1 protein-coding gene (only partly in view) is annotated in these 22,713 nt (G+C 71.6%); it reads left to right on the top strand.

All coding sequences use genetic code 11. The features are described 5' to 3' along the window. On the top strand, positions 1-22,713 hold the 3' portion of the coding sequence (locus tag D7X99_RS35260; protein WP_304997927.1) for a non-ribosomal peptide synthase/polyketide synthase. It extends 6,216 nt beyond the left edge of the window; the window shows 22,713 of its 28,929 coding nt (coding positions 6,217-28,929); its start codon lies beyond the left edge, outside the window; the stop codon is at positions 22,711-22,713.

The following is a 22,713-nucleotide window of genomic DNA, read 5'->3' as shown; positions in this document are numbered from 1 at the left end:
ACGACGGAGCAGATGGGCTGGCTCCAGGCCGTGGGCGAGCTGTGGACCGCGGGTGTGCTTGTGGACTGGAGCGCGTTCTACGCGCACGAGCAGCGCCTGCGGCTGCACCTGCCCACGTATGCGTTCCAGACCCAGGCGGTCTGGGTGCAGCCGAGAGCACGCGCCACGACGTCTCCGTTCGCGCCTCCGGCAGGAAGTCCCGTTCGTGCGCCGCAGGTTCCGGCAGAGGCCCCGGCCGCGCCCGTGGAGCGTGCGCCTGATGTGACCTCCGACCTGGCACTGGTCACGGCGTCAGTCCGCGCTCCTCAGGCCGCCTCCGCGATGACGGCCCCTGTGTCGGTTCGCGCTCCTCAAGCCTCGTCCGCGATGACGGCTTCGAACGGCGCGATTCAGATCGAGTCCGCGACGACGGATCCGGCCGGCGTCTCACACGGGGCTCCGGTGCACGGGAGTCTTCCGGAGGCGGGTGTGTCCTCGCACGGGTCTGCCGTGTCCACGGGCGTAGCACCCGCCCCGTCCCTCGCTGAACCCGCGCCCGCCGCCCCTCCCCCTCCCGGCCGTGAGGACGCGCCTCGTGGAGACATCGAGGAGCGCGTGGCCGCGCTGTGGCGCGACCGTCTGGGCCTGGAGTTCGTGGGCCGCCATGACGACTTCCTGGAGCTCGGCGGCAACTCGCTGACGGCCGCGCAGCTGCTCAATCAGCTCCGTGATGCCTTCGGCGTGAACCTGCCGCTGGCCGCCCTCTTCGAAGCGCCCACCGTCGCTGGCATCGCGGGACGCCTGGAGCCCCTGCTGCTCCAGGCGCCGCAGGCCCCCGTCTCCACGGAGCTTCCGCTGGTGCCCCTGCCTCGCGACGGTAGCGAGCTGCAGCTGTCCTTCGTGCAGGAGCGCGTCTGGCGCCTGGAGCAGCACCTGCCCGGCCTGTCCGCGTACAACCTCCCGTTCGTCCTCCGGCTCGAAGGCGACCTGGACGCGGACGTGATGGAGCGAGGCATCCAGGAGATCGTCCAGCGCCACGAAGCGCTGCGCACGACCTACGACACCGTGGACGGCCGCCCCGTGCAGCGCTTCCACCCGCACATGCGCGTGCCCCTCACCCGCGTGGAGCTGCGCGGCCCGCTGGAGACGCGGGAACCGGAGGCGCTGCGGCTCGCCCGTGAGGACGCCGCGAAGCCGTTCGACCTGGTCCACGGCCCCGTGCTGCGCACCACCTTGGTTCGACTGGACGCGAAGCGGCACCTGCTGATCTCCAGCATCCACCACATCGTCAGCGACACGATGTCCATCGCCCTGCTCGTCCAGGAGCTGGGCCAGCTCTACGACGCCTTCGTCCAGGGCAAGCCGTCTCCACTCAAGCCACTGCCCCTCCAGTACGCGGACTTCGGTGCATGGCAGCGCCGTGGCATCACGAGCGGCCGTCTGGCCGAACAGGACCAGGGCTGGCGGCAGCGGTTGTCCGGCATGCCGCGCCGGTTGGATCTGCCCACGGACCGTCCCCGCTCCAACGAGCCGATCATCTCCTCCCAGCGCATGACGTTGGATTTCCCGCCCGCGCTCGCCCACGAGCTGGTGGCCTTCACGCGTCGCGAGGGCTTCACCGGCTACATGACGGTGCTCGCCGCGTGGCAGACGCTGCTGCACCGCTACTCCGGCCAGACGGACGTCGTCGTCGGCACGCCCATCGCCAACCGCACGCGTCCGGAGCTGATGCCGCTCATCGGCTACGTGGCGCACTCCGAGGCGTTCCGGACGCGCTTCACCGAAGGTCTCACGTTCCGCGAGCTGCTGGCCCAGGTGCGAGGCGAGGTCGCGGACGCGCAGACGCGCCCGGACGTGCCCTTCGAGTACCTGGTGGAGGCGCTCATCCCGGGCCATGACATCGGCCGGGGGCGCATGACGGACTCCGTGTTCGTCTACCACACGGGCGTGAGTTCCTCGGAGACGCTGGAGCTCATCGGCCTGCGCGCCACGTTGGTGGAGGTGCCGGGCACGCCCGTGCAGTGGGGCTCCACCCTGAGCGCGCTCACCCTGGTCCTCTTCGAGTCCCCCACCCGCGTCCATGGCGCGCTGGAGTACGCGTCGGACCTGTTCGACGCGGCCACGACAGCGCGGCTGATGGAGCACTTCCAGGTGCTGCTCGGCGCCGCGCTCGCGAACCCCGACACGCAGGTGGCGCACCTGCCGCTCGCCACCGATGACGAGCGCCGCGCCTGGCCCACGCCTCGCGCCACACCGGGGCTGGTCCCTGTCCCCACCGCACTCGCGGAGCGGCGCGCGCGCCACGCTGGCGCCACCGCCCTGTCGCAGGGGGAGACGCACTGGACCTGGGCGGAGCTGGGCGCTCGCGCGGATGCCCTGGCCGCGAGGTTGAAGGCGCTGGGCGTGAAGGCTGGAACACCGGTGGCCGTGTGCCTGCGCACGTCGCCGGAGAAGCTGGCCGCGCTGTGGGCTGTGCTGGCCGCGGGCGGAGCATGCGTCGCCCTGGGCCCGTCCGACCTGAGCCACCTGCCCGTGTACGCGCTCGAAGGCGCCCCGGTGCCGGTGCTCGTCACCACGCGCGCGCTGGTGGCCTCCGTGCGCGTGGACGCGGCGCGCGTCGTCTACGTGGAGGATGTGCCAGCCGCGAGCGAAGCGTCCGCCACCGTCGCGCACGCGGAGCCGCACGCCCTGGCGTGGCTGCTGCCCACGGGCCGAGGCCAGCCCGCGTGGGCCCTGGGACACCGGGAGCTTGCGGAGTTCTTCACCGGCCTGGACACGCGCCTGTCGCCCCCGGACGGCGGCGCGTGGCTGGCCGCGAGCGAGCCGTCCTCCGACCGTCCGGAGCTGGAGGCCCTGTGGGCGCTCACGCGAGGCCTGCGGGTGGTGTTCCCTCCGGAGCGGATCACGGCTCGGCTGGTGGGCCTGGGCGATGGGGGGCCTCGCGCGAAGGCGATGGACGTGAGCCTCATCTACTTCGCCAACGACGAGGACACGCTCCAGGGCCCCAAGTACGAGCTGCTGCTGGAGGGCGCGAAGTTCGCGGACGCGAACGGCTTCTCCGCGGTGTGGACACCGGAGCGGCACTTCCACTCGTTCGGCGGTCTGTATCCACAGCCGGCCGTGGTGGCGGCGGGCCTGGCCACCGTCACGAAGAACCTGCGCCTGCGCTCCGGCAGCGTGGTGTTGCCGCTGCATGATCCGCTGCTCATCGCGGAGCAGTGGTCCGTGGTGGACAACCTGTCCCAGGGCCGCGTGGGCCTGTCCGTGGCCACGGGCTGGCACACGCAGGACTTCACCTTCGCGCCGGCCAACTACGAGAAGCGGCGCGACATCCTGCTGGAGAAGCTGTCCACGCTGCGCGCCCTGTGGCGAGGCGAGCGCTTCAAGCGCCCCGCGGGCGCTGGCAGCACGGCGGAGGTCGGTCTGCGCCCGAAGCCGGTGCAGAAGGAGCTGCCGGTGTGGCTCACCGCCACGGGCAACCCGGAGACGTTCCGGATGGCGGGCGAGCTGGGCGCGGGCGTGCTCACGGGCCTGATGTCGCACACGCTGGAGGAGCTGAAGCAGAAGGTGGCGCTGTACCGCGACGCGTGGCGCCGCAACGGGCACCCGGGCCGCGGCCACATCACCTGCATGCTCCACACGTACCTGGGCGACGAGGAACAGGAGGTGCTGCGCACGGTGCGCCAGCCCCTGCTGTCGTACTTCCGCAGCTCGGTGGACATCAGCACGTCGCTGCTCCAGGCGCAGGGCATCACCGACGTCCAGAAGCTGTCGCCGGACGACATCAACGCGGTCCTGGAGCGCACCTTCGAGAACCACGCGAAGAACACCGGCCTGCTGGGCACGGTGGACAGCGCGCTGCGACGGCTGCGCGACGTGCGCGCGGCGGACGTGGACGAGGTGGCGGCGCTCATCGACTTCGGCCTCGACACCCCGGTGGTGCTGGAGGGCCTGCGCCGGCTCGCGACCGTGCGTGAGCGCATGGACGCGGATGCCGCCGCCCACCAGGAGCAGGTGCTGGTGGAGGCCGAGGCGGGCGTGGAGGGACTGCTGGAGCTGGCGCGCCAGTCCGGCGCGGTGCTGCTGCACACGTCGGCCCGCCTGGCGCGTTCACTCAGCGAGCTGCCGGGGGCGCGTGAGTCGCTGTCGCGCGTGGGTGCGCTGGTGTTGGAGGGCGCGTCGGTGGAGCTGGGCTCGGCGCTGCACCGGGCCGCGGGCGTGGAGGTGTGGCTGTCCGGTGACGCCCAGGAAGGCGCGCTGCTGCCGCGCACGTTGGCGGAGCGCATCCCCGCGAACCTCCAGGCCTGGGTGCTGGACGCGGCCGGTCAGCCCGTGCCCGTGGGCGTGGTGGGTGAGCTGGCCCTCGCGGGCGCGGGGCTCCCGTCCGCACTGTGGCGCGCAGGTGATGAGGAGCACCGCCGCCTGGTGCCGCACCCTCGCGAGGCTTCCGCGAAGCTGTTCCGCACCGGCCGTCATGCCCGCCTGCGCGGGGACGGCCGGTTGGAGCCGGTGGCCTCGCCGTCGCGGCTCCCGCCTCCGCCCGTGGCGCGTCCCGCCGTCGTGGAAGCGCCGCGTCCCGTGGCGCCCGCCGCACCGGCGGTGGTGAACATGAGCCCACCGCCCATTCCGCGCGTGAGCCGGGAGCAGCCGCTGCCCCTGTCCTTCGCTCAGCAGCGCCTCTGGTACCTCCAGCAGATGGAGCCCACGAGCAGCGCGTACAACAACCCGGCCATCTTCCGGCTCAAGGGCGACCTGGACAGGGCCGCGCTCCAGGCCGCGCTGGACGCGATGGTGGTCCGCCACGAGGTGCTGCGCACCACCTACGCCCTGGAGGGGGACCACGCGGTGCAGGTCATCCACCCGCCCCGGGGCCTGCCGCTCCAGCACTGGGACGTGCCCGGCGACACGCCGGAGGCGCGCGAGGCGGCGATGCGCGCGTTCTGCCAGGACGCCGTGCGCCAGCCGTTCGACCTGGAGCAGGAGGTCTTGCGCGCGGCGCTGATCCGCCTGGGGGCCCAGGAGCACGTGCTGCTCGTCACCTTCCACCATGCGGTGTCCGACGCGTGGTGCACCCTGGTCATCGCGCAGGAGTTGACGGTGAACTACACGGCCTTCCGCGCGGGCCAGCCCTCTCCGCTCCCGGAGCTGCCGGTGCAGTACGCGGACTACGCCGTGTGGCAGCGCGCGTGGCTGGAAGGCGGTGTGATGGAGAAGCAGGTGGCCTGGTGGAAGGACCACCTGACCGGCGCGCCTCCGCTGGACCTGCCCACGGACCGGCCTCGCCCGGCGGTCATGTCCTCCGCGGGCGCGCGGCACACCTTCCTCCTGCCGACGGCGGTGGCCGCGCCGCTGCTGGCGCTGGGCCGCAAGCACGGCGCTACGTCGTTCATGGTGTTGATGGCCCTCTTCCAGACGGCGCTGTCGCGCTACTCGGGACAGGACGACTTCGTGGTGGGCACGCCCATCGCGGGCCGCACGCGTCCGGAGCTCGAATGGCTGATGGGGTGCTTCATCAACACCCTGCCCTTCCGCTCGAGGCTGTCTGGCCAGCCGTCCTTCGTGGAGCTGTTGGGGCGCGTGCGCACCCAGGCCCTGGAGGCCTACGCGCACCAGGACGCTCCCTTCGAGCGCGTGCTGGATTCGCTGGATCTGCCGCGCGACCTGAGCCGCACGCCGCTGTTCCAGGTGAGCATCAACGTGGTGAACATGCCGGAGGTCCAGGGCCGGCTGTCGTCGCTGGAGCTGACCCCGGTGGAAGTGCCGACCGGCACGGCGAAGTTCGACCTGGGCATGGAGGTCGTGGAGGTCAAGGACGGCTTCAACTGCGGCATGGAGTACGCCACCGCCCTCTTCGACGCGGCCACCATGGAGCGCCTGGCCCGGCACATGGTGGGTCTGGCGCGCGAGGTGGTGGCCCATCCCCAGACGCCCGTTGCCCTGCTGCCGCTCATGGACGCGGCGGAGCGCCAGCGGGTGCTGGTGGAGTGGAACGACACCTTCCAGGACTTCCCCCAGGACGCGCGCATCCCGGACCTCTTCGCCCGGCAGGCCGCGGCGAGGCCGGACGCGGTCGCGGTGGAGTCCGGCGGCGAGCGCCTGACGTACGCGCAGCTCGAAGCGCGGGCGAACCAGTGGGCGCACGTGTTGCGTGAGCACGGCGTGGGCCCGGACGTGCTGGTGGCGGTGTGCCTGGAGCGCTCTCTGGAGCTCGTCGTCGCGCTGCTCGCCGCCGTGAAGGCGGGGGGCGCGTACCTGCCGTTGGATCCCAGCTACCCGGCGCCTCGGCTGGCCGCGATGCTGGAGGACGCGCCCGCGAAGGTGCTGCTCACCACGCGAGCCCTGCGCGCGGCGGTGCCCCTGCCGCTGGAGCTGCCGTCCGTCTTCGTGGAGGAGCTCGCCGCCCGGGATCTGCCCACGGCACCGGTGGTGGCGGGAGCGGACTCGCGCCATCTGGCCTACGTGGACTTCACCTCCGGCAGCACCGGGCGCCCCAAGGGCGTCGCGGTGGATCACCGCGCGGTGATGCGCCTGCTGCACCACCCGGCGTTCGCGCGCATGAGCGCGAACGAGACGTTCCTCCAGCTGGCGCCCATCTCCTTCGACCCGGTGACGCTGGAGGTCTGGGGACCGCTGCTGCACGGCGGACGGCTGGTGATGTTCCCGCCCACGTCGCCGTCGGACCTGGACGTGCTGGCCCAGGTCATCCAGCGCCATGGCGTCACCTCGATGATGCTCACCGCGGGCCTCTTCACGCAGGTCGCGGACCTGAAGCCGGAGGCCCTGACGGGCGTGCGCCAGCTGCTGGTGGGCGGCGACGTCGTCTCCCCGCCGCACGTGCGCAAGGTGCTGGAGGCGCATCCGGGCCTCGTCGTGACCGCGGGTTACGGCCCGACGGAGGCGACGCTCATCGCCGCCACGCACGTGATGACGGAAGCGGCGCGCGTGGACGCCCCCGTGCCGCTGGGCCGGCCCATCGCGAGGACGGACCTGTACGTGCTGGACGCGCGCGGACAGCCGGTGCCCCCGGGCATCCCCGGCGAACTGCACATCGGCGGCGAGGGCCTGGCGCGCGGCTACATCTCCCGGCCGGACCTCACCGCGGAGCGCTTCATTCCGCATCCCTTCTCCTCGCAGCCCGGTGAGCGCCTCTACCGCACGGGCGACCTGACCCGGTGGCGCGCGGATGGGACGCTGGACTTCCTGGGCCGCACGGACAACCAGGTGAAGGTGCGCGGCTTCCGCATCGAACTGTCGGAGGTCGAGTCCGCGCTGGGCGCTCACCCGAACGTGCGCGAGACCGTGGCCGTGGTGCGCGAGGACGTGCCCGGCGACAAGCGCCTGGTGGCGTATGTCGTCGCCCCGTCCGCCCCCGAGCCGGAGGCGCTGCGCGACTTCATGCGCCAGCGGGTACCGGACTACATGCTGCCGTCGGCGTTCGTCCTGCTGGAGTCGCTCCCGCTGACGGCCCAGGGCAAGGTGGACCGCAAGGCCCTGCCCGCGCCGGAGGGACAGCGCGCCTCGCGCCGCGAATACGTGGCGCCGCGCACCCCGAGGGAGCAGGCGCTGGCCCAGGTGATGGCGCAGGTCCTGCGCGTGGAGCGCGTGGGTCTGGACGACAACTTCTTCGAGCTGGGCGGCGACTCCATCATCAGCCTGCAGGTGGTGGCGAAGGCGCGGCAGGCCGGCGTGCGGTTGCAGGTGAAGGACCTGTTCCAGCACCCCACCCTGGGCGCGCTGGCGGCCGTGGCCCGCGACGGCGACGCCACCCTCGCGGAGCAGGGCCCGGTGGTGGGCGACGTGCCCCTCACGCCCATCCAGGTGGACCTGTTCGAGCGTGAGCCGACGTACCCGCACCACTTCAACCACGCCCTGCTGCTCAAGACCCGTCAGCCGCTGAAGCACGACCTGTTGCAGCGGGCGGTCCAGGCGCTCGTCGCCCACCACGACGCTCTGCGCCTGCGCTACGTCCACGCCGAAGACGGCACGTGGCGCCAGGAGAGCGTGGCCCCTGAGTCCGCTCCGCCCGTGCTCCTCCAGGTGGACCTGTCGATGCTGCCTCCAGAGGCCCGGGGCGCCGGGATGGAGCGGGAGGCAGCGCGCCTCCAGGCGGACTTCGCTCTGGCGACACCGCCGCTGGTGCGCGTGGCGCTGTTCCACTTCGGCGCCGGTGAGCCGCAGCGCCTGTTGCTGATCATCCACCACCTGGTGGTGGACGCGGTGTCGTGGCGCATCCTGGTGGAGGACCTGGAGACGGCGTACCTCCAGCTCCAGTCCGCCCGCGCCCCGGCGCTGCCCGCGAAGACGACGTCGTTCCTGTCCTGGGCGCAGCGGCTGGAGAAGCACGCCCTGTCGGAAGTGCTGGGCGAGCAGGAATCCTTCTGGCGGGAGGCGATGCGCGGCGACGTGGCCCCGCTGCCCGTGGATGGCCCGGGTCCGTACACGTACGCGTCACGGAGCAGCGTCGCGGTGGAGCTGGATGCGGAAGAGACGCGACAGCTGCTCCAGGAGACGCCCACCGGCTGGCGTGCGCGCATCGACGACGTGCTGCTGACCGCGCTCGGGCGGACGTTGGGCGAATGGACGGGGAAGCCGGACGTCCTCATCGAGTTGGAGGGTCACGGCCGCGAAGAACTGTTCGCGGACGTGGACGTGTCGCGCACCGTGGGCTGGTTCACGTCCGTGGCGCCGGCCCTGCTGCGGCTGCCGTCGAGTGGCTCGCTGGGTGAAGGGCTGCGCGCAGTGAGGGACTCGCTGAAGGCGTGGCCCGGCCGGGGCATCGGCTTCAACCTGCTGCGCCACCTGGGGCCTCCGGAGACGCGGGCCCGGTTGGCCGCGCTGCCCAAGGCGCAGGTGTCGTTCAACTACCTGGGCCAGCTGGACGGCACGGCCGCCGCCAGCACGCTCTTCACCCTGAGCGACGAGCCGGTGGGTCCCATCGTGGAGCCCCGGGCCTTGCAGCCGCACGCGCTGGCCGTGGACGGTTCGGTGCTCCAGGGTCGGCTGCGGATGACGTTCGGCTACAGCCACCAGCAGCACCACGAGGCGACGGTGCGCACGCTGGCGGAGCGCTTCCTCGGAGTGCTGCGCGAGCTCATCGCCCAGCGCCATTCCGAGGATGCGCGGCGGCGCACTCCCGGCGACTTCCCGCTGGCCCGCCTGTCCCAGGCCGCGCTGGACGCGGTGTTGGCGGCGCAGGGCTCCACGGTGGAGGACGTGTTCCCGCTGTCCCCGCTCCAGGAGGGCATGCTCTTCCACGCCCTGAATGATCCGGAGGCGGCCTACTACTTCGAGCAGGCCGGGTGGTCGAGCCACTCGGACGTGGACATCGCGCTGCTCCAGCGGACGTGGCAGACGGCGGTGGACCGCAACCCCATCCTGCGCACCGCGTTCGTGTGGGAGGGCCTGGAGTCGCCGCTCCAGGTGGTGCACTCGCAAGCCACGCTGCCGTTCATCGTCCACGACTGGCGCCACCTGCCAGAGGCGGAACAGCCGGCCGCGTTGGCGAAGCTCACGGCGGAGGACCGTGCGCGCGGCTTCGACGTGTCTCGGGCGCCGCTGTCGCGGATGACGGTGGTGCGCCTGGGCGAGTCGCGCTGGCGCTTCCTCTGGAGCCACCACCACCTGCTGATGGACGGCTGGAGCATGGGCCTGTTCTTCCAGGAGGTCTTCGCCCTCTACGACGCCGTGCACGCCGGGACTCCGCCGCCGCCCATGGGCCGGCCTCCGTTCCGCGACTACATCGCGTGGTTGGACCGCCGGGATCTGGTGGAAGACGAGCGCTTCTGGCGAGACCAGCTCACGGGCCTGTCGGCGCCCACGCCCCTGCCCTCGGTGCGGCCTGCGTCCCTGGTGCGGCCCAGCACGTCCGAGAAGCGGCCCGACGTGAGGGTGACGCTGCCGGCGCCAATGACCACCGCGCTGGAGTCCTTCGCGCGGCGGCATCAGCTCACGCTCAACACGCTGACGCAGGCGGCCTGGGCGCTGGTCCTGGCGCGCCACGCGGACACGCGAGACGTGCTCTTCGGAACGACGCTCGCGGGCCGTCCGCCGGAGCTGCCGGGCGCGGACGCCATGCTGGGCCTGCTCATCACCACGCAGCCGGTACGAATCACGCTGCCCGGTGATGGCGAACCCGTGCTGCCGTGGCTCCAGTCGCTCCAGGCGAAGCTGCTGGGCATCCAGCAGCACCAGTACTCGCCGCTGGTCTCGACGCATGGCTGGAGCGACATCCCCCGAGGACAGCCGCTCTTCCAGTCGCTGTTCGTCTTCGAGAACTACCCGTTCGACGAGTCGGTGTTGCGCCGCTTCACCGCGATGGACCTGCGCGACCTGGAGTTCGGCGACAGCACGAACTACCCGCTGTCGGCCACCGTGATACCGCGCGAAGAACTCCAGTTGCAGCTGGTCTACGACGCGGGCCACTTCGACGCGGGCGCCATGCAGAGGGTGTTGGGCCAGTGGCGGCAAGCGCTGGAGGGATTGCTCCAGCCGGACGCCCGGATCGAGGACGTGTCACTGCTGCCCGCGGAGGACCGCGCGTGGCTGCTGCGCACCGGCACCGGCGACGCCATGGCCTTCGAGCGCGACGCCACCCTGCATGCGCGCTTCGAACGCCAGGCCGCCGCGACGCCGGACGCCAACGCCGTGGTGTTCGGCGGGACGACGCTGACCTTCCGCCAGCTCAACGCGCAGGCGAACCAGCTCGCCTGGCACCTGCGGTCGCTGGGAGTGGGCCCTGAGGTGACAGTGGGTCTGTGCCTGGAGAGGTCGGCGGAGGCCATCGTGGCGCTGCTGGCGGTGCTCAAGGCCGGAGGCGCCTTCGTTCCGGTGGACCCGTCGGCCCCAGCCGCGCGCAAGTCGTTCGTCCTCAAGGATGGTGGCGCGAGCGTGCTGGTGACGACGCGGGCTCTGCAAGAAGCGTGGCACCCAGAGGTGCCCCACCTGGTGCGGCTGGACGCAAAACCTGTCGGACAGTCGGACAGGTTTGGGAAGGCCGCGTCGGGAGCCGAGGCCAGCGAACCTGTCGGACAGTCGGACAGGTTTGCTGAGAACCTGCCGCCGGCGGCGGGCCCGGCGAACCTGGCCTACGTCATCTACACGTCGGGCTCCACCGGCACGCCCAAGGGCGTGATGGTGCAGCACCGGTCGGTCCTCAACTTGCATCAGGCTCTGACCCGCAGCCTCCACGCAGGGTTGGCACCGGGACAGCGCGTCACCGTCAACGCGCCGCTGCACTTCGACGCTTCCATCGCCCAGGTGGTCCAGCTGCTCGCCGGCCACTGCCTGCACATCGTCCCGGAGGACGTGCGGCAGGACGCGGAGGCGATGGTTGCGTGGCTGGAGGGCCAGCGCATCGACGTGCTGGACTGCACGCCGTCGCAGCTGCGGCTCATGCTGGCCTCGGGCCTGCTGGAGCGCGCCCACGTGCCGGGAGTCATCTCCGTCGGTGGCGAGGCGGTGGACGAAAGCTCCTGGCGCCAGCTGCGTGCATCCAACCGCACGCGGGCGTTCAACGAGTACGGCCCCACGGAATGCACGGTGGACGCGGCGGACTGGCGCATCCAGGACGCGGCCCAGGAGACGCCCGTCATCGGTCGTCCGCTGGCCAACCTCAACGCGTACGTGCTCGACGGGCACCAGCGACTGGTGCCTTTGGGAACACCGGGCGAGCTGTGCCTCGGCGGCGAAGGCATCACGCGTGGCTACCTGGGCCGACCGGACCTGACGGCCGAACGCTTCGTGCCGGATCCGTTCAGCACGGAGCCCGGCGCGCGGCTCTACCGCACGGGTGACAAGGCCCGCTGGCGCGAGGACGGCACGCTGGAATACCTGGGCCGGTTGGACTTCCAGGTGAAGCTGCGCGGCTATCGCATCGAGCTGGGGGAGATTGAAGCCGCGCTGCGCTCGCACCCGGACATCCGGGACGCGGTGGTGCTGGTTCGCGAGGACCGGCTCATCGCCTGGATCGCGCCCCAGGTGGACACGGCGACCCTGCGTCAGCACCTCCGGCGGACCCTGCCGGATTACATGGTGCCCGCCGCGTTCGTTGTGCTGGACGCCCTGCCCCAGACCCCCAACGGCAAGGTGGACCGCGACGCCCTGCCCTCGCCCGAGGCTGCCCCGGCCTCCGAGCGCGTCATCGAACCGCCCTCGACGCCCACGGAGGTGACGCTGGCCTCGCTGTGGAGCGAGGTGCTCCGCGTCCCGGCGGTGGGCCGCCATGACGGCTTCTTCGAACTGGGCGGCCACTCGCTGCTGGCCACGCAGCTGGTGTCGCGAGTGCGTGCGCGCTTCGGCATGGAGCTGCCCCTGCGGGCGCTGCTGGAGGGCCCCACCGTGGCGGAGTTGGCGCGCCGGATCGACGCGCTCCAACAGCCCCAGCAGCAGGATGCGTCCGCTTCCGCGCTGCCCTCGCTGGTCCGCGCGGAACGGCCGGACGTGCTGCCGCTGTCGTTCGCGCAGCAGCGCATGTGGTTCGTCGAGCAGCTGGGCACCGCGGGCACCGCCTACAGCATCTCGCACCTGATGGACCTGGACGGCTCGCTGGACGTCATCGTCCTGCTGGCCGCGTTCGACGAACTGGTGCGCCGCCACGAAGCGCTGCGCACCACGTTCCAGTCGCGCGAAGGCACGCCGTCGCAGGTCATCCACCCGCCGTTCCCCATGTCCCTGCGGCACGCGGACCTGTCCGCGCTCCCGACACATGAGGCGCGGGAAGCGGAGGTATCGCGGCTGGCCCGGGAGGAGTCCTCCACCCCGTTCGACCTGGAGCAGGGCCCACTGTTCCGAGGGCTCCTGATGAAGCTCGGGGCCACGAAGCACGTGCTGCTGCTCAACACGCACCACATCGTCACGGATGGCTGGTCCACCGGTGTGCTGGTGCGGGAGATGGGCGCGCTCTACGCGGCGTTCGCGGCGGAGCAGCCGTCGCCGTTGCCAGAGCTGACGGTGCAGTTCGCGGACCACGCCCTCTGGCAGCGCGCCTGGTTCCAGGGCGAGGTGCTGGAGTCGCAGGTCGCGTACTGGCGCGACCAACTGGACGGCGCCGCCCCCTACCTGGAGCTGCCCACGGACCACCCGCGTCCATCACTTCAGGGGGCCTATCGCGCCGGCTCCCAGCCCCTCGTCCTGTCGCGGGAGCTGAGTGAAGCGGTGGAGGCGTACGCGCGGCAAGCGTCCTCCACGCCGTTCATGGTGCTGCTCACGGCGTTCCAGTTGCTGTTGCACCGGTACTCCGGACAGGAGGACGTGCTCGTGGGGTCGCCCATCGCGGGCCGTCGCCACGCCGAGTCGGAGTCGCTGATCGGCTACTTCGCGAACACAGTCGTGTTGCGCACCCGGATGCGCGGGACACAGCGCTTCCGCGAGCTGCTGGACGCGGTGCGCGCCACCACGCTGGGCGCCTACGAGCACCAGGACCTCCCCTTCGAAAAGCTGGTGGAGGTGCTCCAGCCGGAGCGCGACCTGGGCCGCACACCGCTCTTCCAGGTGACGTTCACGCTCCAGAACGCACCCATGCCAGAGCTGGCGCTGCCAGGACTGACGCTCAAGGCCCGCGAGGATCTGAAGGAGTCCACCCACTTCGATCTGCAATGCGTGCTGGCTCGAGGGCCGGATGGCTTCGAAGGCGTGCTGGGCTTCAACCAGGACCTGTTCGATCCGGACACGGTGGCCGGCATGGTCGAGCACCTGCGGGTGCTCCTGGAGTCGGCGCTCCGCTCGCCGGACGCGCGGCTGCCGGAGCTGCCGTGGCTCACCAGGGCGGAGCGTCAGCGGCTGCTCTCCGACTGGAGCGGCACCTCCCGCGACTTCCCGCGTGACGCGTCCGTGGCCTCGCTCTTCACCGAGCAGGCCGCGCGCACGCCGGACGCCACGGCGCTCAAAGCCGGTGAGCGGCGGATGTCCTACGCGGCGTTGGACCGGGCTTCGAACCAGCTCGCGCATCACCTGAGGCGTCAGGGCGTGCGGCCCGGCCACCGGGTGGGCCTGTGCGTGGAGCGTTCATTCGAGAGCATCACCGCGCTGCTCGGCATCCTGAAGGCCGGCGCGGCCTACGTGCCGGTGGACCCCCAGGCCCCCGCGGAGCGCATCGCGTGGGTGCTGCGCGAGGCGGGCGTCAGCCTGCTCGTGACCGAGGATGCGGTGGCGGACGAGCTGCCGGCCGTCACGGACCTCCAGGTCCTGTTGGACGCGGACGCCGCTGTCATCGCGAGGCAGTCCGAAGCGGCGCTGGACCTGGCGGTGTCCTCGGAGGCGCTGGCCTACGTGATGTTCACGTCGGGAAGCACCGGCCGGCCCAAGGGCGTGAGCGTGCCGCACCGGGGCATCACGCGCCTGGTGCGCGGTGCGGACTTCATCCACTTCGGTCCGGAGGAGGTCTTCCTCCACCTGGCACCCATCGCGTTCGACGCGTCCACGCTGGAAGTCTGGGGCGCGCTGCTGAACGGGGCGACGCTGGTCGTGGCCCCCGCGGGCGCGCTGTCGCTCGGGGACACGGGCGCGCTGCTGCGGCGCGAGGGCATCACCACGCTGTGGCTCACCGCCGCCCTCTTCGAGCAGATGGTGCTGCACCAGGGCGACGCGCTGGCCCGCGTGAGGCAGGTGCTGGCGGGTGGCGACGTGCTGCCCGTGGAGCGAGTGCGCGAACACCTGAAGCGGCTGCCTCCAGGCGCCGTGCTGGTCAATGGCTACGGCCCCACGGAGAACACGACATTCTCCGCCACGCACACGCTGCGCGCGGGTGACACCGTGGGCCGCTCGGTGCCCATTGGCCGGCCGCTGTCGAACTCCACGGCGTGGGTGCTGGACGCGACGCTCCAGCCCGTACCGCCGGGTGTGCCGGGCACGCTGTACGTGGGCGGAGACGGACTGGCCTGGGGCTACCTCCAGCGCCCGGACCTCACCGCCGAACGCTTCATTCCCCACCCCTTCGCCGCTGAACCCGGAGCGCGCCTCTACGACACGGGCGACCGCGTGCGCTGGCTGCGTGACGGGACATTGGAGTTCCTGGGCCGCGCCGACTTCCAGGTGAAGCTGCGCGGCTTCCGCATCGAGCTGGGCGAAATCGAAGCCGTGCTGCGCCAGTCGCCGGAGGTCGAAGAGTCGGTGGCCGTGGTGCGCGAGGACGTGCCCGGCGACAAGCGCCTCGTGGCCTACGTGGTGAGCGGTGAAGGCCTGGACACGGGCGTGCTGCGGGCAGCCGTGCAGAAGCAGCTGCCGGACTACATGGTGCCGTCCGCCATCGTGGTGCTGCCGAAGTTGCCGATGAGCCCCAACGGCAAGGTGGACCGCAAGGCCCTGCCCGCGCCGAAGACCCGTGTGGCGGACCCCGCATCCGCCACGCCCCGGAGCGCGCTGGAGAAGGCACTCGCGGACATCTGGGCGGAGGTGCTGCACCTGGACACCGTGGACATCCACGGCGACTTCTTCGAGCTGGGTGGGCACTCGCTGCTGGCCACGCAGGTGGTGGCGCGCATCCGTTCATCGCTGGGTCTAGAGCTGCCACTGGGCGAGCTGTTCCGCGCGCCCACGGTGGCGTCGCTGGCGGAGCGGCTGGTGGATGCCCGCCGCACCCAGGCGCCGCCGCTGGTCCCCGTGTCGCGCACGTCGGCGCCGGCTCTGTCCTTCGCGCAGCAGCGGCTGTGGTTCGTGGACCAGTTGGAGCCGGGCAGCCCGCTCTACAACATGCCGCTGGCGCTGAGCCTCACCGGCGACCTCGACGTGGAAGCATTGCGCGGAAGCCTGGACGCGCTGATGGCGCGGCATGAATCCCTGCGGACCACCTTCCGCATGGAGGCGGGCAAGCCGGTACAGGACATCCACCCGGAGGGCCACGTCCCCCTGGAGCTGGTGGACCTGACGGGCCTGGGAAGTCGCGCCGCGAAGCAGGCCGAAGCCCAGCGCCAGGGCCACGCGGAGACGCTCCGCCCGTTCGACCTGACGCGCGGGCCGGTGATCCGTGCACTGCTCATGAATCTGGACGCGCGCGAGCACGTGCTGGTGCTGCACCTGCACCACATCGTGTCCGACGGCTGGTCGCTGGGCGTCCTCGTGCGGGAGCTCACGGCCCTCTACGCGGCGCTGCGAACGGGCCAGCCCGTGACGCTGTCCCCGCTGCCAGTGCAGTACGCGGACTACGCCGTCTGGCAGCGCGGCTGGCTCCAGGGCGGCGTGCTCCAGGCACAGGTGGAGTGGTGGAAGCAGCAGTTGTCCGGGGCCCCCTTCGTGCTGGACCTGCCCACGGACCGGCCGCGGACGGCCGGTGCGGATCGGCGCGGTGGGCGGATCCAGGTGTCGCTGCCGCGCGCCCTGAGCGAGCGCGTGGAGGCGCTGGCGCAAGCGGAAGGCACCACGCCCTTCATGGCGCTGCTTGCTGCGTTCCAGGCCGTGCTGTCGCGCACGTCCGGACAGGACGACGTGCTGGTGGGCTCGCCCATCGCGAACCGCCGGCAGGCGGAGACGGAAGGCCTCATCGGCTTCTTCGTGAACATGCTGGTGCTGCGCGGGCGCTTCAGCGCACGGACGACGTTCCGCGAGCTTCTCGCGCAGATGCGCGCCACGACGCTGGGCGCGTACGAGCATCAGGACATCCCGTTCGAGCACCTGGTGGAGGCGCTCCAGCCCGAGCGTGACCTGGGCCGCACGCCGCTGTTCCAGGCGATGTTCGCGCTCCAGAACGCCCCCTTGCCGGAGCTGGCGGTGCCCGGCCTCATCGTGGCGCCAGCCCACCTGGAGGGCGATGCCCCCTCGCAGTTCGAGCTGGCCCTGAACCTGAGCCGCTCGGCGGACGGCTACGAGGGCCACCTGGGCTACGCGGCGGAGCTGTTCGACACGGCCACCATCGAGCGGCTCTTCGCCCAGCTGCGGCGGTTGCTGGAAGCCGTGTGCGACGCGCCGGACCTGCCGCTGGCGGACGTGTCGCTCGTCTCGCCGGAGGAGCTGGTGCGGCTGGTGCGCGTGGGCAGCGGCGAGTTGGTGGACTTCGAACGGGACGCCACGTTGCACGGCCTCATCGAGCGGCAGGTGGCGCGCACCCCGGATGCCCCCGCTGTCGTGTTCGAGGCGTCGTCGCTGACGTACCGGCAGCTCGACACGCGGGCGAACCAGCTCGCGTGGCGGCTGCGTTCGCTGGGTGTGGGGCCAGAGGTGAAGGTGGCGCTGTGCCTGGAGCGTTCGGTGGAGGCCATCGTGGCGCTCCTCGCGGTGCTCAAGGCCGGTGGCGCCTTCGTCCCGTTGGATCCTTCCGCCCCGGCGGCGCGCAGGGACTTCGTGCTGAAGGACAGCGGCGCGGCCGTGCTCGTCACGACCGAAGCCGCCTGCGGGGACTGGAGCCCCGACGGCGTCCACGAAGTGTGGCTGGACGTCGAGCAGACCGGCCTGGGCGCCCTCTCGCATGAGCCCCCGCCCGCCCTGACGGGCCCGGAGCACCTGGCGTACGTGCTGTACACGTCCGGATCCACGGGCACGCCCAAGGGCGTGATGGTGCAACACCGCACCATCCTCAACATGCACCGGGCCTTCATCCGCGCCTTCTACGCGGGCCAGCCCAAAGGCCAGCGCGTCACCGTCAACGCGCCGCTGTACTTCGACGCGGTGATGGACCGCGTGGTGCAGCTCATCGACGGCCACTGCCTCCACATCGTCCCGGACGCGCTGCGCGTGGACCCGGAGGCGATGCTTGCGTGGCTGGACCAGCACCGCATCGACTCGTTCGACTGCACGCCCGCGCAGCTCAAGCCCCTCCTGGCGGCGGGGATGCTGGAGCGGGCCTGGGTGCCACCCCTCGTGATGATGGGCGGCGACGCACTGGACGCGGAGGCGTGGCGCAAGCTGGCCGCGACGGACCGCACGCGCGTCTTCAACGGCTACGGCCCCACGGAGTGCACGGTCTGCACGGCGGGCGTCGTCATCCAGGGGAGCCTCCGCACGGAGCCCTTCATCGGCCGGCCCGTGGCGAACCTGAATGCGTACGTGCTCGACGCGAGGCAGCGCCTGGTGCCCTTCGGCACGCCGGGCGAGTTGTGCTTCTCCGGCGAAAGCGTCACCCGCGGCTACCTGGGCCGTCCGGACCTGACGGCCGAGCGATTCGTGCCAGACCCCTTCAGCGCGGAGCCCGGAGCCCGCATCTACCGCACGGGCGACAAGGGTCGCTGGAGGCCGGACGGCACGCTGGAGTTCATGGGCCGCCTGGACTTCCAGGTGAAGCTGCGCGGCTACCGCATCGAGCTGGGCGAAATCGAAGCCACGCTGCGCACCCACTCGGGCGTCCGTGACGCGGTGGCCCTGGTGCGCGAGGACGTGCCGGGCGACGCGCGGCTCGTGGCCTACGTGGTGGCGGAAGGCGACACGGAAGGGTTGCGCGAGCACCTGCGCCGGCACCTGCCGGAGTACATGGTGCCGTCGGCTTTCGTCGCCCTGCCCGCCCTGCCGCTGACGCCCAACGGCAAGGTGGACCGTAAGGCGCTGCCCTCACCGGAGGCGCGGCTGCGTGCCGCGCGCTCGTACGAGGCCCCGGCGACGCCCGCGGAGGTGGCCCTGGCCTCGCTGTGGGAGGAGCTATTGAACGTGCCAGTGGTGGGCCGCAACGACCACTTCTTCGAGCTGGGCGGCCACTCCATCCTGGCCACGCAGCTGGTCTCCCGCATCCGCGCCCGCTTCGGCGTGGACGTGGGCGTCCGCGCGCTGTTCGAGTCCCCCACCGTGGCGGCGCTCGCCCAGCGGCTGCCGGATGCACCGGAGGCCAACGCCCTGCCACCGCTGCGTCCCGCCGCGACGCCCGGTCCGCACCCGCTGTCGTTCGCGCAGCAGCGGCTGTGGTTCATCGATCAGCTCGACCCGGGTAGCGCGCTCTACAACATGCCCACGGCGCTGCGCCTCTCCGGCGCGGTGGACGTGCCCGCGCTCCAGCAGTCCTTCGATGCGCTGGTGGAACGCCACGAAGCGCTGCGCACCACCTTCGAAGCGCACGACGGCGAACCCCGCCAGCACGTGCACCCCGCCCCCACCGGAGTCCTGTCGGTGGTGGACCTGACGGGCCTGCCCGACGACGAGAGAGAGACGGAGGCCGTGCGGCTCGCGAGCGAGGACGCGATGAAGCCCTTCGACCTCGCCGTGGGCCCGCTGGCGCGCCTCACGCTCCTGAAGCTGGGCGAAGAGGAGCACGTGTTGCTCCTGTGCATGCACCACGCCATCGGCGACGGCTGGTCCATGAGCATCCTGGTGCGCGAAGTCACCGCGCTCTACGAGGCCTTCCGGCAGGGCCAGCCCTCGCCGCTGGCTCCGTTGCCGGTGCAGTACCCGGACTTCGCCGTGTGGCAGCGCGGTTGGCTCCAGGGCGAAGTGCTGGACGCGCAGCTGGGCTGGTGGACGCAGCAGTTGGCCGGAGCCCCGCAGGCCCTGGCCCTGCCCACCGACAAGCCGCGCCCGCCCCAGCGCTCCGCCAGGGGCGCGACGTTCCCGGTGCGCCTGTCGCAGTCGTTGAGCGAAGCGGTGGAGGCCCTGGCCCAGCGCGAAGGGGCAACGCCCTTCATGCTATTGCTCGCGGCCTTCCAGACGCTGCTGCACCGGTACTCCGGTCAGGAGGACCTGCTGGTGGGCACGTCCATCGCGGGCCGGCGCCACGCGGAGACGGAGGGCCTCATCGGCTTCTTCGTCAACACGCTGGTGCTCCGCGCACGGTTCGACGGCCGCCCGTCGTTCCGCCAGCTGCTCTCGCAAGTGCGCGCCACCACGCTGGGCGCATACGAGCACCAGGACATCCCCTTCGAGCGCCTGGTGGAAGCCGTGCAGCCCGCGCGCGACCTGTCGCGCACGCCGCTCATCCAGGCCCTCTTCGCGCTCCAGAACCTGCCGGAAGCGGAGGTGCGCCTGCCGGAGCTGACGCTGCGTCCGGTGGAGGTGGACCTGTCCTCGACGAAGTTCGATCTGGACCTGAGCATGGCCCGCACGGAGCGGGGCTTCGAGGGCGCCCTCTCCTACGCCACGGACCTCTTCGAACCCGCCACGGCCCGCCGGCTCTCGGAGCACTTCCTCCAACTGCTGGAAGCCGCCGTCACCCGGCCGGACGCGAAGGTGGACAGCCTGCCCCTGCTGACGGCGGAGGAGCGCCAGTGGGTGCTGGAGGAGTGGAGCGGCGAGACGGCTCCCTTCGAAGTCGACGTGCCCTTCCACGCGCGCTTCGAACAGCAGGTGACGCGCACGCCCAAGGCGCCCGCCGTGGTGATGGGCGACACCTCCGTGTCGTTCCACCAGCTCAACGTGCGCGCGAACCAACTGGCGCATTACCTGCGCTCGCTGGGCGTGGGCCCGGACGTGCCGGTGGCGTTCTGCCTGGAGCGTTCGACAGAGGCCATCGTCACCATCCTGGGCATCCTCAAGGCGGGCGGCGCATACGTGCCGCTCGACCCGGCGGCACCTGAAGCGCGCAAGGCCTTCATCCTGGAGAACAGCGGCGCGGCCGTGCTGGTGACTACCCAGGCGCAGGTGGAGTCGTGGCAGCCACCGACGCGGCACGTGGTGCGGCTGGACGCGGACGCGCGGCGCATCGAGTCGTCCTCGCCGGGCAACCCGCGGTCGGGCGTGCGGCCGGAGCATCTGGCCTACGTCATCTACACGTCGGGCTCCACGGGCGCGCCCAAGGGCGTGATGATCCAGCACCGCTCGCTGGCGCACCTGCGGCGCGCGATGAATGAAACCTGCTTCGACCGGGCGTCGTCCCGGCCGCTGCGGGTCAGCGTCAACGCGCCGTACTTCTTCGACGCGTCGGTGCAGCAGCTGTCGCTGATGCTGGACGGACACTGCCTGCTCCTCGTCCCGGAGACCGTGCGGCGGGATCCGGAGGCGATGCTCACGTGGGTGGAGCAGCACCGCATCGACCTGCTGGACACCACGCCGTCGCAGTTCCAGCTGCTGCTGGAGGCGGGCCTGCTGGAGCGCGAGCATGTGCCGAGCCTCTGCTCCATCGGCGGCGAAGCCATGGACGAGGTGACGTGGCGCACGCTCACGGCGACGGATCGGACCTGGGCCTTCAACGCCTACGGCCCGACAGAGGTCACCGTGAACGCGACCATCGCCCCCATCCAGGGCAGCCCCATGTCCACGCCCGTCATCGGTCGCCCGCTGCTGAACCTGAGCGCGTACGTCCTGGACGCGAACCTGAACCCCGTGTCCGTGGGTGTCCCGGGCGAGCTCTACATCGGGGGCGAGGGCCTGGCGCGCGGCTACCGCCACCGGCCGGACCTCACGGCGGAGCGCTTCATCCCCCATCCGTTCAGCACGGAGCCCGGGGCGCGGATGTACCGCACGGGCGACCGGGTCCGGTGGATGCAGGATGGCACCCTGGAGTACCTGGGCCGGGTCGACTTCCAGGTGAAGCTGCGCGGCTACCGCATCGAGCTGGGCGAAATCGAGGCCGCGCTGCGTGCGTCTCCGGGCGTCCGCGACGCGACGGTGTTGCTGCGTGAGGACGTCCCCGGACTCCCGCGACTGGTGGCGTATGTAACGCCAGAGGTGGACACCGCGACGCTGCGGGGACACCTGCAGCGCTCGTTGCCGGAGTACATGGTGCCCGCGGCCTATGTCGCCCTGCCCGTCCTGCCGCTGACGCCCAACGGCAAGGTGGACCGCAAGGCGCTGCCCGTCCCCGTGGACGGACCCGTGAGCCCCGAGACCCACGTGGGCCCCAGGAACGAAGTCGAGGCGCGGGTCGCGGCGCTCTGGGCGGAGGCATTGGGCGTGTCCACCGTGGACGTGCGCACCAGCTTCTTCGAACTGGGCGGGCACTCGCTGCTCGCGGTGCGGCTGATGGCGGCGGTGCACCGGGAGACGGGCCGGAAGCTCCCGCTGTCGGCGCTCTTCCAGGCCCCCAGCGTGGAGCGGTTCGCGGTCCTGCTGGCAGAGGCAGAGCCGAAGCCCTTCACGCCACTGGTGCCCTTCACGAAGGAAGGCACGGGCAGCGCGCCGCCGTTCTTCTTCGTGCACCCGGTGGGAGGCAACGTGCTGGCCTACGCGGAGCTCGCGCGGAGGCTGGGACCGGATCAGCCCTTCTACGGCATCCAGGCCCGAGGCCTCGACGGCGCGGATCAGCCGCTGGACACCGTGGAGGCCCTGGCCGCCAGCTACGTGCGGGTGGTGCGTGGGGTCCAGCCCCACGGTCCGTATCACCTGGGTGGGTGGTCCCTGGGCGGCGTCATCGCCTACGAGATGGCGCACCAGCTCCGCGAAGCAGGTGAAGCGGTGGAGCTGCTGGCGATGATCGACTCGTACGTACCGGAGACGGTGTCGGACTCGGAGCCGGACCTGGACCGCACGCTGGCGGTGGGCATGTTCGCGCAGGACCTGATGGGCGTGTCGCTGGCGGACCTGGACGTGGACACGGCGGAGCTGGCGACGCTGGAGCCTGAGGCGGCGCTCGCGAAGGTGCTGGAGTCCGCGGCCCGGTCCGGCGCGCTGCCACCCGGAGTGGACGCCACGGCCCTCTTCCAGGTCTTCGAGGCGAACCTCGAAGCAGCCCGGCGCTACCACCCGCCCGCCATGGATCAGCGGTTGGTGCGCTTCCAGGCGGAAGAGCTCGTCGATGACACGGGCACGGGAGACGGTGGCTGGGCGGCGCTCGTGGGAGACCGGCTGGAGTCGCATCGCCTGCCGGGCACCCACTACACGCTGCTACGCGATCCGGTGGTCCAGTCCGTGGCGGAGTTGCTGATGAAGGCGCTCCGCGACGCGGGCAAGAAGTAA

The organism is Corallococcus sp. AB032C, assembly GCF_003668935.1.
GTDB lineage: Bacteria > Myxococcota > Myxococcia > Myxococcales > Myxococcaceae > Corallococcus > Corallococcus exiguus.
Note: the sequence above shows the minus strand (reverse complement) of the source record. Positions and strands in the feature narration are given on the sequence as shown.